Source organism: Solimonas terrae (assembly GCF_011067135.1).
GTDB lineage: Bacteria > Pseudomonadota > Gammaproteobacteria > Nevskiales > Nevskiaceae > Solimonas > Solimonas terrae.
In genome coordinates this window covers 396,214-408,844 of record NZ_JAAMOW010000001.1, presented here as the reverse complement: position 1 = coordinate 408,844, position 12,631 = coordinate 396,214, and the positions used below count along the sequence as shown (strand labels likewise).

General features: G+C 66.1%; 13 protein-coding genes. 11 read left to right on the top strand and 2 right to left on the bottom strand.

Features of this window, described 5'->3' with window-relative positions:
- Positions 1 to 2: 2 nt before the first annotated feature.
- Both G7Y85_RS01810 and G7Y85_RS01805 read right to left on the bottom strand, forming a co-directional pair.
- Positions 3 to 1,094 (bottom strand): fatty acid desaturase family protein, encoded by a 1,092-nt coding sequence (locus tag G7Y85_RS01810; protein WP_166250940.1) that lies wholly within the window; start codon positions 1,092 to 1,094, stop codon positions 3 to 5.
- Between the two features lie 2 nt (positions 1,095 to 1,096).
- Complete coding sequence (locus tag G7Y85_RS01805) at positions 1,097 to 2,155, bottom strand: ferredoxin reductase (RefSeq protein ID WP_166250938.1); 1,059 nt, start codon at positions 2,153 to 2,155, stop codon at positions 1,097 to 1,099.
- A gap of 221 nt (positions 2,156 to 2,376) precedes the next feature.
- Between G7Y85_RS01805 and fabR the strand changes: the two genes are divergently transcribed.
- The 11 genes from fabR to G7Y85_RS01750 all read left to right on the top strand — a co-directional run bounded on the left by fabR (position 2,377) and on the right by G7Y85_RS01750 (position 12,560).
- Positions 2,377 to 3,030: an HTH-type transcriptional repressor FabR gene (gene fabR, locus G7Y85_RS01800; RefSeq protein ID WP_366514900.1), complete on the top strand. Its 654-nt coding sequence runs from the start codon at positions 2,377 to 2,379 to the stop codon at positions 3,028 to 3,030.
- 91 nt (positions 3,031 to 3,121) lie between these two features.
- Entirely contained in the window at positions 3,122 to 4,408 is a 1,287-nt protein-coding gene (gene glyA, locus G7Y85_RS01795; protein WP_166250934.1) for a serine hydroxymethyltransferase, read from the top strand.
- A 71-nt stretch (positions 4,409 to 4,479) separates the two neighbouring features.
- Complete coding sequence (gene nrdR, locus G7Y85_RS01790; protein WP_166250932.1) at positions 4,480 to 5,010, top strand: transcriptional regulator NrdR; 531 nt, start codon at positions 4,480 to 4,482, stop codon at positions 5,008 to 5,010.
- Between the two features lie 11 nt (positions 5,011 to 5,021).
- Positions 5,022 to 6,116: a bifunctional diaminohydroxyphosphoribosylaminopyrimidine deaminase/5-amino-6-(5-phosphoribosylamino)uracil reductase RibD gene (ribD, locus tag G7Y85_RS01785; protein ID WP_241695911.1), complete on the top strand. Its 1,095-nt coding sequence runs from the start codon at positions 5,022 to 5,024 to the stop codon at positions 6,114 to 6,116.
- A gap of 3 nt (positions 6,117 to 6,119) precedes the next feature.
- Positions 6,120 to 6,722, top strand: coding sequence for a riboflavin synthase (locus G7Y85_RS01780; RefSeq protein WP_166250930.1), 603 nt, complete (start codon positions 6,120 to 6,122; stop codon positions 6,720 to 6,722).
- A 75-nt stretch (positions 6,723 to 6,797) separates the two neighbouring features.
- On the top strand, positions 6,798 to 7,934 hold the full coding sequence (ribBA, locus tag G7Y85_RS01775; protein WP_166250928.1) for a bifunctional 3,4-dihydroxy-2-butanone-4-phosphate synthase/GTP cyclohydrolase II: 1,137 nt from the start codon (positions 6,798 to 6,800) through the stop codon (positions 7,932 to 7,934).
- Positions 7,934 to 8,464, top strand: coding sequence for a 6,7-dimethyl-8-ribityllumazine synthase (ribH, locus tag G7Y85_RS01770; protein WP_166250926.1), 531 nt, complete (start codon positions 7,934 to 7,936; stop codon positions 8,462 to 8,464). Before ribBA ends, ribH begins: the two co-directional genes overlap by 1 nt.
- Positions 8,461 to 8,937: a transcription antitermination factor NusB gene (gene nusB / locus G7Y85_RS01765; RefSeq protein ID WP_166250924.1), complete on the top strand. Its 477-nt coding sequence runs from the start codon at positions 8,461 to 8,463 to the stop codon at positions 8,935 to 8,937. Before ribH ends, nusB begins: the two co-directional genes overlap by 4 nt.
- 32 nt (positions 8,938 to 8,969) lie before the next feature.
- Positions 8,970 to 9,926, top strand: a complete 957-nt coding sequence (gene thiL / locus G7Y85_RS01760) for a thiamine-phosphate kinase (protein ID WP_166250922.1) — start codon at positions 8,970 to 8,972, stop codon at positions 9,924 to 9,926.
- Positions 9,923 to 10,459 carry a phosphatidylglycerophosphatase A family protein gene (locus G7Y85_RS01755; RefSeq protein WP_166250920.1) on the top strand — a complete coding sequence of 179 codons (537 nt, stop codon included), beginning with the start codon at positions 9,923 to 9,925 and terminating at the stop codon, positions 10,457 to 10,459. The genes thiL and G7Y85_RS01755 overlap by 4 nt, the downstream gene beginning before the upstream one ends.
- A 292-nt stretch (positions 10,460 to 10,751) precedes the next feature.
- Positions 10,752 to 12,560, top strand: coding sequence for an acyclic terpene utilization AtuA family protein (locus G7Y85_RS01750; protein WP_166250918.1), 1,809 nt, complete (start codon positions 10,752 to 10,754; stop codon positions 12,558 to 12,560).
- Positions 12,561 to 12,631: the final 71 nt, after the last annotated feature.

Here is a 12,631-nt window from a genome sequence, read left to right as displayed (position 1 = left end):
TTTCACGTTTCGGCGAGAACCGGGGTGGTCCGACGTGACGGTAGCGCATGGCGGAACACTTTGCCCAGCACCGTGCCGTACTGCCGCGCGAAGCTCGCGGTGTTGTAGGCAATACCGTACTTGGCGCAGATCGCCTGCACCTGCGGCGCGATCTCGGCGTAGCGGTGGGCCGGCATGTCGGGGAACAGGTGATGCTCGATCTGGTGGCTCAGGTGGCCGCTGAGCACGTGGAACGCGCGGCTGCCTTCGATGTTGGCCGAGCCGCAGAGCTGGCGGTAGTACCAGTCGCCGCGCGTTTCGTTGTCACTGTCGGCTTCGCTGAAGACCTGCGTGCCCTCCGGGAAGTGGCCGCAGAAGATGATCGCGTACGACCACAGGTTGCGGATCAGGTTGGCGAGCAGATTGGCGAGCAGCACACGCGGCGCGTTCCAGAACGTCAGCAGCGGAAACAGCACGTAGTCCTTGAACAGCTGCTTGCGGATTTTCTTGTGGAACGGACGTGAGCGTTCCTTGAATTCCTTCCAGCTCATCTTGCCGTCGAGCAGGCGCTCGGCGCCGATGTCGTGACCGCCCACGCCCCATTCGAACGCCAGCGCGAGGATCGCGTTCCAGACCGGCTGGAACAGGAAGAACGGATGCCATTTCTGCTCATCGGACATGCGCAGAATGGTGTAACCGAAGTCGCGATCCTTGCCCAGGATGTTGGTGTAGGTGTGGTGTTCGTAGTTGTGAAAATGACGCCACATGCCGGCATCGCAGACGTTGTCCCATTCGTAGCGCTGCGAGTTCAGCGCCGGATCGTTGGTCCAGTCGTACTGGCCGTGCATGACGTTGTGGCCGATCTCCATGTTCTCGACGATCTTGGCGTGGGCCAGGGCGGCGACACCGACGACGAACGTGACCGGGTCGAAGCCCAGGCCGATCATCGCGCGGCCGGCGATCGCGCTGCCGCGGGCGCGACGGATCATCCGGCGGATGTGCGCGACATCCTTTTCGCCCAGCGTGTTCATGACGCTGTCGCGGACCGCGTCGAGATCGGTCTGCAGGGCGGCAGCGTCTTCGCGACTGAGGCGTTTGCGGTTCAGGGTGCTCATCTTCAGATCTCCAGTTCGAGGTCGCTGCGCGGGGTGCTGACGCAGAGACGAATCCATTCGTCGCCGTTGCCGGAGCGCTCGCCAGTGACGAGGTTTTCGACGGTGCCGCCGCGCTTGTGGCAGAGACAGGTGCGGCAGACGCCGATGCGGCAGCCGTAGGCGGGCTTCAGGCCCGCGCGCTCGGCGGCCGGCAGCAGGGCTTCGCCGGCTTCGGTCGTGAAAATGCGTTCGGAGCGCGCGCAGCGCACTTCCGAGGCATCGCCGGTTTCGAGCCTGCGCGGCGCGGCGCCGAAGCGTTCGAGGCGCAGGCGTTCGGTGATGCCGCGATCGGCCCAGTGCGCTTCGATGTCGGCCATGAAGGCAGATGGTCCGCACAGGAAGGTGTCGCGCGTGGCGTAATCGGGGACGGCGGCGAGCAGGGCATCCGGTGCAGGCCGGCCGCGGCTCGCGCTGTGCCAGGTCTCGATGCGCAGCGCCGGCCAGTCGGCGGCGAGTTCGCGCACTTCGTTGGCGAAGATCTGGTCGCCGGCATCGCGGCAGACGTGCACGAGCACGATGTCTTGTTCGGTATCGCCGGCGCGGACGCGAGCCCGCAATTCGTACAGCAGTGCGAGCATCGGCGTGATGCCGCTGCCGGCGCTGAGCAGCAGCAGCGGTCCGCCATGGGTCGGCAGCACGAAGTCGCCGTCGGCATCGCCAAGGGTGACGATGCTGCCGACGCGCAGCTGATCGTGCAGCCAGTTCGACACCCGGCCGTCGGCCTGGCGCTTGACCGTCAGCGTCAGCAGGCCCGGCACGGCCGGATCGCAGGACAGGCTGTAGACGCGGGTGTGACGGACACCGTCGATCTCGGCCGTGATCGCCACATGCTGACCGGCGCGAAAGCCTTTCCAGCGCCGGTTCGGGCGCAGCCAGAAGCGGAGGGTATCGGCGGTCTGCTGCTCGCGGCCGACGACCTCGGCGCGGATCTCGGTCAACGACCAGCGCGGGTTGGCGAGGGCGAGCAGATCGTTGATCGCGTCGGCATCGTTCAACGGGTGCAGCAAGGGTGAACGCAGCATGCGGCTGGCGTGATCACGGAGACGGAGAGGCAGGACCGGTGTGGGCATCGACGTGCTGTCTGTGAACAAGTGTGCACATATAGTTGCTGCGCCGCAGCAGAATGTCAACACTTGTTCACTGAAAAATTTCCAATGCTTTACTTATATATTCAACTCATTGTCATGATTGATGTTATATTGTGAACATGTCTGCTCGTCGAAAGCTGGAATCCGCTGCCGGAGTGGAAGCTCCGGGCGCCGGCCGTGGTGCGCGCAAGCAGATGACGCGCGAGCGTCTGCTCGATGCGGCGCTGACCCTGATGAGCGGCGGCAACAGCTTTCCGAGTCTGAGCCTGCGCGAGGTGACGCGCGAGGCGGGTGTCGTGCCGACCGCTTTCTACCGGCATTTCCACGACATGGACGAGCTGGGACTGGCGCTGGTCGAGGAATGCGGGCTGACCCTGCGGCGCCTGTTGCGCGAAGTGCGCAAGGCCGGCGTGCCCACCACCGACATCATTCGCCACTCGGTGGCGATCTATCTGCAGTACGTGCGCGCCCATCCGCGCCATTTCCGCACGGCGGCCAGCGAGCGCAACGGCGGTTCGCCGGCGATGCGCCAGGCGATCCGCAACGAAGTCGGTCATTTCGTGCGCGAGATGGCGCAGGACCTGCGCCTGATCGGGTACCGCTCCGATCTGCCGACCGAAGCGCTGGAGATGATCTGCAGCCTGGTCATCAACACCATGCTCAACGCCGCCAGCGACATTCTCGATCTGCCGGCCGACCAGCCGCAGCTGACCCGCGAACTGGAAGAGAACTTCATCAGCCAGATCCGTCTGGTGTTCCTTGGCGCCGAACAATGGCGCGCCGATCCGGACGTGCGACACAAGAAGTAGAGCGGCGCCGGCAGATCGACCCAATTTCTGGGGTCTCGGCTAGAATACGCGCCCGCTTTTCCCGCCATCTCCGCCAAAGGGACTCTCGCCCATGTTCGAACGCGCCCCGCGCCTTGCCGACTTCGATCCTGAACTGAACGCCGCGATGCAGCAGGAGGCTGGTCGCCAGGAAGCGCATATCGAACTGATCGCGTCGGAGAACTACTGCAGCCCGGCAGTGATGGAGGCGCAGGGTTCGCAGCTGACCAACAAGTACGCCGAAGGTTATCCGGGCAAGCGCTATTACGGCGGCTGCGAATACGTCGACATCGCCGAACAGCTGGCGATCGACCGCATCAAAAAAGTCTTCGACTGCGACTACGCCAATGTGCAGCCGCATTCCGGCGCCCAGGCCAACGCTGCGATCTTCCTTGCGCTGGTCTCGCCCGGCGATACCGTGATGGGCATGAATCTCGCGCAGGGCGGCCACCTCACGCACGGCAACCCGGCGAACTTCTCCGGCAAGCAATACAAGATCGTGCCGTACGGACTCGATACCGAGACCGGCTTGATCAATTACGACGAGATGGAGCGTATCGCGCTCGAAACCAGGCCGAAGATGCTGATCGGCGGTTTCTCGGCATACAGCCGCGTCAAGGACTGGAAGCGCATGCGCGAGATCGCCGACAAGGTCGGCGCGTACTTCTGGGTCGACATGGCGCACATCGCCGGTCTCGTCGCCGCCGGTGAGTATCCGAGCCCGCTGCCTTACGCGCACGTCGTCACCAGCACCACGCACAAGACCCTGCGCGGCCCGCGCGGCGGCATCATCCTGACCAAGGGCCAGGGCGAGGATTTCAACAAGAAGTTCCAGTCGGCGGTGTTCCCGGGCATCCAGGGTGGCCCGCTGATGCACGTGATCGCCGCCAAGGCCGTGGCGTTCAAGGAAGCCCTCGATCCGAGCTTCAAGGTTTACCAGAAGCAGGTGGTCGCGAATGCGCGCGCGATGGCCAGGGTCTTCCTCGACCGGGGCTACAAGGTCGTTTCGGACGGCACCGACAATCACCTGTTCCTGCTCGACCTGATCGCCAAGAACGTCACCGGCAAGGACGCCGAAGCGGCGCTTGGCAAGGCGCACATCACCGTCAACAAGAACTCGGTGCCGAACGATCCGAAGTCGCCGTTCGTGACTTCCGGTCTGCGTCTCGGGTCGCCGGCGTCGACCACGCGCGGCTTCAAGGAAGCCGAGATGGCCAAGGTCGCCGGCTGGATTGCCGACATCGTCGACACCATGAGTTCGGGTGGCGACGTCGAGGCGGCGCTGGCGCGCGTGCGCGGCGAAGTCGAAGGCCTGTGTGCGCGGTTCCCGGTGTACGGTGCCCGCCTGCGCGCGATCTGATGAGTTCGCAACGCGCCAGCGGTTCGCGACTCGGGCTGCCGTTCAGGGCGGCTCGCTAGAGGGCGGCCCGGGTGCAATGTCCTTTCTGCAAGACGCCGGATACGCGCGTCGTCGATTCGCGGCTTGCCGAGGACGGTACGCAGGTTCGCCGTCGCCGCGAATGCGAGAAATGCGGTGGCCGCTTCACGACCTTCGAGCGCGCGCAGCTGACGATGCCGAATATCGTCAAGCGCAGCGGTGATCCCGAACCGTTTCGCGAGGACAAGCTGCGCGAAGGCATCGGCCATGCGATCTACAAGCGGCCGGTGTCGCCGGAAATGGTCGATCACGCCATCGACAGCGTGATGCGCAAGCTGCGCGGCACGGGCGAGCGTGAAGTGCCGTCGCGACAGGTCGGCGAGTGGGTGATGGAAGAACTGCGCGATCTCGACCACGTTGCCTACGTGCGTTTTGCTTCGATCTACCGCGCGTTCGAGGACGTCAATGCATTCCGCGAGGAGATCGAGCGCCTGCAAGCGCAGCCGAGCGCGGCGGAGCGCAAATCGCAGTTGCCGTTGCTGGAAGCCGAGACGACCACGCGCCGTCGCGGCAAGAACGGCTGAGCGCTTTGCCGATGACGCCGGCCGCCGCCGCGGGGTTCATGGCGCATGCGCTGCGGCTGGCCGAGCGCGGCATTTACACGACGCAACCGAATCCACGCGTCGGCTGCGTCATCGTGGCCGATGGCCTGGTCGTGGGCGAAGGCGCGCATCTGCGTGCAGGCGAGCCGCATGCCGAGGTGTATGCCCTGCGCATGGCGGGCGAACGCGCGCGCGGCGCCGAGCTGTTCGTGACGCTGGAACCTTGTTCGCATCATGGTCGTACGCCGCCCTGCGCCGATGCGCTGATCGCCGCCGGTGTTCGCAAGGTCACGGTCGCGATGGTCGATCCGAATCCGCAAGTCAGCGGCCGCGGAATCGCGCGCCTGCGCGCAGCCGGTATCGAAGTCGAAACCGGGCTGCTGGAAGGCGAAGCGGGAAAACTCAATCGCGGCTTCGTTTCGCGCATGACGCGCGGTCGGCCGTGGCTGACGCTGAAGCTGGCCGCCAGCCTCGATGGCCGCACCGCGATGGCGAGCGGCGAAAGCCAGTGGATCACCGGGGCGGCGGCACGCGCCGACGTGCATCGTCTGCGCGCAGCGGCTGGCAGCGTGATGACCGGCGGCGCCACCGTGCTGGCCGACGATCCGCAGCTGACCGCCCGCGATACCGGCTTTGCGGTTCGGCAGGCGGACCGTATCGTGCTCGATTCGTCGGCGCGCGTACCGCTGACGGCAAGGGTCTGGCAAGGCGATGCCCGGCGCTACTGGCTGGTCGGTCGGCCGCCAGCGGTCCGGCCTGAGGGGGTCGAACTCATTGAAGTCGCCTGCGGCGACGACGGCAGCATTCGCCTGCTGGACGCGCTGGCCGCGCTCGCGGCGCGTGCCGTCAACGAAGTATTGCTCGAGTGCGGGCCGCGACTGGCGGGCGCGTTTCTTGCCGCCGGCCTGGTCGACGAGGTGGTGGCGTATCTGGCGCCGACGCTGCTGGGTCACGAGGCCCGACCGTTCGCTTATCTGCCCGGGCTGGAGCAGCTGTCGCAGCGCATCGAGCTGACATTCGTCGACACCCGACAGATTGGCAGCGATTTGCGCATCACGCTGCGACCCGGCCGTCGCGAGGCCGCCTGAGTCATGTTCACCGGCATCATCGAAGCGCTCGGCAGCATCGCCGACATCGAGGTCGTCGGCGGTGACTGCCGCATGCGCTTTACTGCGCCCGGTCTGCTCGCCGGCACACAGATCGGCGACAGCATCGCGGTCAACGGCGTGTGCCTGACGGCGACCCGCTTCGTCGATGACGGCTTTGTCGCCGATCTGTCGGCCGAGACCTTGAAGCTGACGACGGCAGGCGGCTGGCAGTCCGGCGCCGCAGTCAATCTCGAACGCGCCTTGACACCGAGCAAGCCCCTGGGCGGGCACATGGTTGTCGGCCACGTCGACGGCACCGGCACCCTGCTCGAACGCTTCGGGGACGCGCGCTCGACGCGCATGCGTTTCGAGCTGCCGCAAGGCCTTGCGCGCTATGTCGCGCGCAAGGGCTCGATCTGCATCGACGGCGTCAGCCTCACGGTCAACGACGTCGAAGGCGCCCGGTTTGGCGTTAACATCATTCCCCATACGCTGACCCATACGACCCTGGGTCGCTTGCAGCCGGGGCAAGTGGTCAACCTGGAAGTCGATCTGCTTGCCCGCTATCTGGAGCGTCTGCTCGACAGCAGAAATGATGTGGTCTGAAGAGCGATCTGCCTGTTTTGAAAGTCGGCGTCATGGATGGCGCCATCCCGTGCAGGATGCACACGAGGAATGAACATGACGAAAGTTGCGAACATCGACGAAGCACGTTCGAGCAAGCTCGATTCCATCGAGGACATCCTGGCCGACTTCAAGGCCGGCAAGATGGTCATCCTGATGGACGACGAGAACCGCGAGAACGAGGGTGACATCCTGATGGCGGCCTCCCTGATCCGGCCGGAGGACATCAATTTCATGGCCCGCTACGGCCGTGGCCTGATCTGCCTGACGCTGACGCAGGAACGCTGCCGTCAATTGCGTCTGCCGCAGATGGTCTCGCGCAACGAGGAGAACCACAAGACCGCGTTCACGGTGTCGATCGAGGCGGCGCAGGGCGTGACGACCGGCATTTCCGCGCACGACCGCGCGCGCACCGTGCAGGCCGCTGTCAAGCACGACGCGCGCCCCGAGGACGTCGTGCAGCCGGGGCATATCTTCCCGCTGATGGCGCAGCCCGGAGGCGTGCTGACGCGCGCCGGCCATACCGAGGCCGGCTGCGATCTCGCGCGTCTCGCCGGTCTGGAGCCGGCGGCCGTGATCGTCGAGATTCTCAACGAGGACGGCACGATGGCGCGCCGCCCCGACCTCGAGAAGTTCGCGCGCGAACACGATCTCAAGCTCGGCACGATCGCCGACCTGATCCGCTATCGCCTCGACAACGAACATACCGTCGAGCGCGTCGCCGAAACGCATGTGAACACCGAGTTCGGCGATTTCCGCCTGGTGACCTACCAGGACACGATCGACAACACCGTGCATCTGGCGATGGTCAAGGGCAATCTGGATTCTGCCTCGCCGACACTGGTGCGCGTGCACTTGCGCAATACGCTGCAGGACGTGCTCGGCGTCGAGCACGAGGACTTCGCCTGGCCCTTGCGGCGCGCGCTCAAGCGCATCGCCGACGAAGGCAGCGGTGTCGTCGTGCTGCTGCGCAAGCCGGAGAACTCGCGCGAACTGGTGCAGCAGATCGTGTCCCTGAACATGCAGGACGAGACGCCGCACGACGTCCGCCCGCTGCTGCGCACCTACGGCATCGGCGCACAGATTCTTTCCGATCTGGGCGTGCGACGGATGCGCGTGCTGTCGGCGCCCAAGCGCATGCAGGGCATCTCCGGCTTCGGCCTCGAAGTGGTGGAATACGTGGCCTGCGATTGATGAGCAAGACCAGGACGGCAGGAAAAGCAAAGACCGGCGCGCCGGCCGACGCCAAGACCGGATACGCCGCGCCGGGCAAGCCGGCGGCGGGCGAATTCGCGAAGGCGAAGATCGCGATCGTCGCGACCCGCTGGAATGTCGAGATCGTCGATGCGCTGGTGGCGGGCGCACGCGCCTGTCTCAAGGACTGGGGCGTTGCCGACAAGCGCGTCAGCTTTCATCGCGCGCCCGGCGCCTACGAGATTCCGCTCGCGGCAAAACTGCTGCTGGACAGCGGCTTTGATGGGGTCGTGACGCTGGGCGCGGTGATTCGCGGCGACACGCCGCATTTCGATTTCGTCGCCGGCGAGTGCGCGCGCGGCCTGATCGACGTGCAACTGCAGACCGGCAAGCCGGTCGGTTTCGGCGTGCTGACGGTCAATACCGTCAAGCAGGCCGTCGAACGTGCGGGGCCGGGTTCATCGAACAAGGGCTACGAGGCTGCTGCCGCGATGCTCGAAATGCTGCGGCTGGGCAAGGAGCTGAAATGAGCGAGGCGCGCAATGTGCAGGGTGCCGGGCAGGCGCAGAGCCTGCCACAGAGCCGCCGCGGCCTGGCGCGCCGCGTGACCGTGCAGGCCGTGTACCAGTGGCTGCTCAACGAAGGCGAACCGGCGGCGCTGCTCAAGCAGTTCCGGGAGCAGGACGAAGGCCTGGGTCGTGCCGACCCGCAGTATTTCGAGGAACTGCTGAACGGCATCGTCGCGCACGCACCGGAACTGACGATGGCGATCGCGCCGCATCTCGATCGTCCGATCACGCAACTCGACCCGGTCGAACACGCGATCCTGCTGCTGGCGGCCTACGAGCTCGAACATCGTCGCGACGTGCCCTGGAAGGTGGCCGTCAACGAGTCGGTCAATCTGGCCAAGATGTTCGGTGCCGAAGACGGCTACAAATTCGTCAACGGCGTGCTCGACAAGCTCGCGCACGCCATGCGCCCGCAGGAAATGCGCGGCTTCTGAGCGCCGCGATTTGCACCCGACGATGACGCGGCATGGATGAGTTTTCCCTCATCCGGCGCTGGTTCGCGGAGCTGACGCCGCCGGGCGAGGGCATTGCGCTCGGGATCGGCGACGACTGCGCCTTGCTGGTGCCGCCGCCGGGCGCGCAGTTGGCGATCAGCACCGATACGCTGATCGCCGGCCGGCATTTTCCGCAGGAGACGACAGCCGCCGACATCGGCTGGAAATCGCTGGCTGTCAGCCTGTCCGATCTGGCCGCCATGGGCGCGCAGCCATTCGCCTTCACGCTGGCACTGAGCCTGCCGGCCGTCGACGAACCCTGGCTTGCCGGATTTGCCGATGGCCTGCGCGAATGCGCGCGGACTGCAGGTATCGCGCTGGTCGGTGGCGACACGACGCGCGGCCCGCTGTCGATCACGATCACGGTGCTCGGCCATTTGCCGCCGGAAACGGCACTGCGACGCGACGCGGCACGGTCTGGCGATCTGATCTGCGTCAGTGGCACGCTCGGCGACGCGGCACTGGCGCTGCGCTTCTGGCAGGACGGACGCGCACCCGCAAGCGCGCACGAACGGATGCTGCGCGCGCGACTCGATCGACCGACACCGCGCAACGCCGCCGGTGTGGCTTCGCGAGGGCTTGCCCACGCCGCGATCGATCTGTCGGACGGCCTGCTCGGTGATCTCGGGCACATCTGTCAGGCCAGTGGTGTCGGCGCCGAGCTGGCGATCGGCGAGCTGCCGGCGTCGCCGGCCTTCGCCGCACTGGCGCCGACGGACGCGCGCCTGGGTCTGCAGATTGCCGGTGGCGACGACTACGAACTGTGCCTGTGCGTGCCGCCGGCGCAACTGGAAGCCGTACGCAAGGCCTACGGCGCTCTGCCGCTGACGGTGATCGGCCGCATCGTCGAGGTACCCGGCATCCGGTTGCGCGATGCTGCGGGTGCTATCGTCACCTCCCCAGCGCAGGCCTATCGCCACTTTTCATGAAGCCGAAATCCAAGACCGACGCGTTTCCGAGACCGCCCGCCGAACTGATCTGGTCGACGCCGGAACACGTGCTCGCCTTCGGTTTCGGCGCCGGACTGGCGCCGCGGGCGCCGGGCACGTTCGGCACCCTGGTCGGCATCCTGTTTTTCCTCGCGCTGCTGTGGCTGCCGTGGCCGGTATTCGCGGCCGCGAGCCTGCTGCTGTTCGTCGCGGGCTGCTTCATCTGCGGTGCCAGTGCGCGTCTGCTCGGCGTGCATGATTACGGCGGCATCGTGTTCGACGAGATCGTCGGCTATCTGGTGGCCGCGGCACCGCTGGTCTGGCTGGCGCCGGCCAGCGTCGGCGGCTGGATTGCCGGCATCGTGATCGCGTTCGTGCTGTTCCGCGTCTTCGACATCGTCAAGCCCTGGCCGATCCGCCTCATCGATCGCCATGTGCATGGCGGCTTCGGCATCATGATCGACGACATCGTCGCCGGCATCGGCGCGGCCGCCGTGCTGTTCGTGCTGCGTCGCTGGCTGCTGCCGTTCTAGGGCGGCACTGCACGGCGACTGCGCGTGCGCCTGAAGCCGCCCCGCGGTGCTCGCATCTGGCCGGGTCGGAGCGTGACATCGAGTCACTTCCCGATGCGCCACATGCGCTCATGTACTGCTGCATGCACTGCGATTCCTGCGCTCCGGCGGGCAGCGCAGGCGCCCGCGCGCCAAGCTGCGCAGCGCCTCCCCGGCGTCATCCGCATGTCCGGCGTAAGGAAAATTGTCCTTGCGTCGCTCGCGCCGCTGCACCCATTCTCCTGCGCAAAGACGCCATGGGACGGAGACGCGGGTGAAGAAAATTCGGATCGGCTGCGCTTCGGCATTCTGGGGTGATACCAACACCGCGGCGGCGCAACTCGTCGAGCACGGCGCGCTTGATTATCTGGTGTTCGACTATCTGGCCGAGATCACGATGTCGATACTCGCCGCCAAGCGCATGCGCGATCCGAACGACGGGTATGCGGGCGATTTCGTCGAGCACGTCATGGCACCGCTGCTGCCGCGCATGCGCGAGCAGAACCTCAAGGTGGTTGCCAATGCCGGCGGCGTCAATCCGCTGGCCTGCAAGGCCGCGCTCGAAAAAGTTGCGGAAATGGCCGGCGTCGCGCTGCGTGTAGCGGTCGTGCTCGGCGACGATCTCAATGCGCGCCGCAAGGAGTTCGTGGACTGCGTCGAACTCGATGCCGCGCCGGGCAGCGCGCCGACGCTGCCGGCGACAACCATCTCGATGAATGCCTACCTGGGCGCGATTCCGATCGCGCGCGCGCTGGCGGCAGGCGCCGACGTCGTCGTCACCGGCCGCTGCGTCGACTCGGCGCTCGCGCTCGGGCCCTTGATGCACGAGTTCGGCTGGCGTGTCGACGATTACGACCGGCTGGCCGCCGGGTCGCTGGCCGGGCACATCATCGAGTGCGGCGCGCAGTGCACGGGCGGCAATTTCACCGACTGGGAAACGATGCGCGACGGGTTCGCGAACATGGGGTTTCCGATCGTCGAGGTCGAAGCCGATGGCGGGTTCGTCGTCACCAAGCCGGCCGGCACCGGCGGTCGCGTGACCGTTCACGGGGTGCTTGAACAGATGCTGTATGAAATCGGCGATCCGCGTGCCTACCTGCTGCCGGATGTCAGCTGCGATTTCACCCGGGTGAAGCTGGTACAGGAAGCCGGGGACCGGGTTCGTGTCGGCGGTGCGCGCGGTTCGCCGCCGACGGCGTCGTACAAGCTCAGCGCCACCTATCCAGCCGGCCTGCGTTGCGCAGCGCTGTTCATGATCGGCGGCATCGATGCGGCCCGAAAGGGACGGGCATCGGCCGGCGCCATCGTCGACAAGGTCCGGCGTCAGCTGCTGGCGCAGAAGCTTGGTGATTTCAGTGGTGTCGATATTCACTGCATCGGTGCCGAGGAAAGCTACGGTCCGCATGCGCGGGCGGGTGCTGCGGCGACGCGCGAAGTGGTCGTCAAGATCGCCGTGCAGCATCCGAACCCGAAGGCACTGAAACTGTTCGCGCGCGAGGTCGCGCAGGCCGCTACCGGCATGGCCCCCGGCTTTACCGGTTATTTCGCCTCCGGACGTCCGGAACCGCACATGGTGCCCAAGCTTTTTTCGACGCTGGTTGCCAAGGATCGCGTGCCGATCGAGGTCGCGATCGGCGATCAGCGCCTGGCCGTCGAAGTGCCGCTGGCTGGTGGCCATGTACCGCCATCCGGCCATGATTTTGCCGCTGATGCGCCGCACGAGCTGCTCGATGCGGTGCGGGTGCCGCTGATCAAGCTGGCGCTGGCGCGCTCCGGCGACAAGGGTGACCATGCCAATATCGGCGTCATCGCCCGCAAACCGGAGTACCTGCCCTGGATCGAATCGGCGCTTGGCACCGAGGTGCTGCGCCGGTATTTCGCGCATGTGCTGGCCGACGACGGGCCCGGATCGGTCGCGCGCTGGCGCCTGCCCGGCAGCGATTCGTTCAACATCCTGCTGCGTCATGCCCTCGGCGGCGGCGGTGCGGCGAGCCTGCGCACCGATCCGCAGGGCAAGGCCTTTGCGCAGATGCTGCTCGACATTCCAGTCGCGATTCCGGCCGCGCTCGCGCAACAGCTTTAGTCCATTCGGTATTTTTGACTTCTGCGACAGCACGCTCCTGTAAATGCGGCGCTGCGTCATTGCCCTGCACG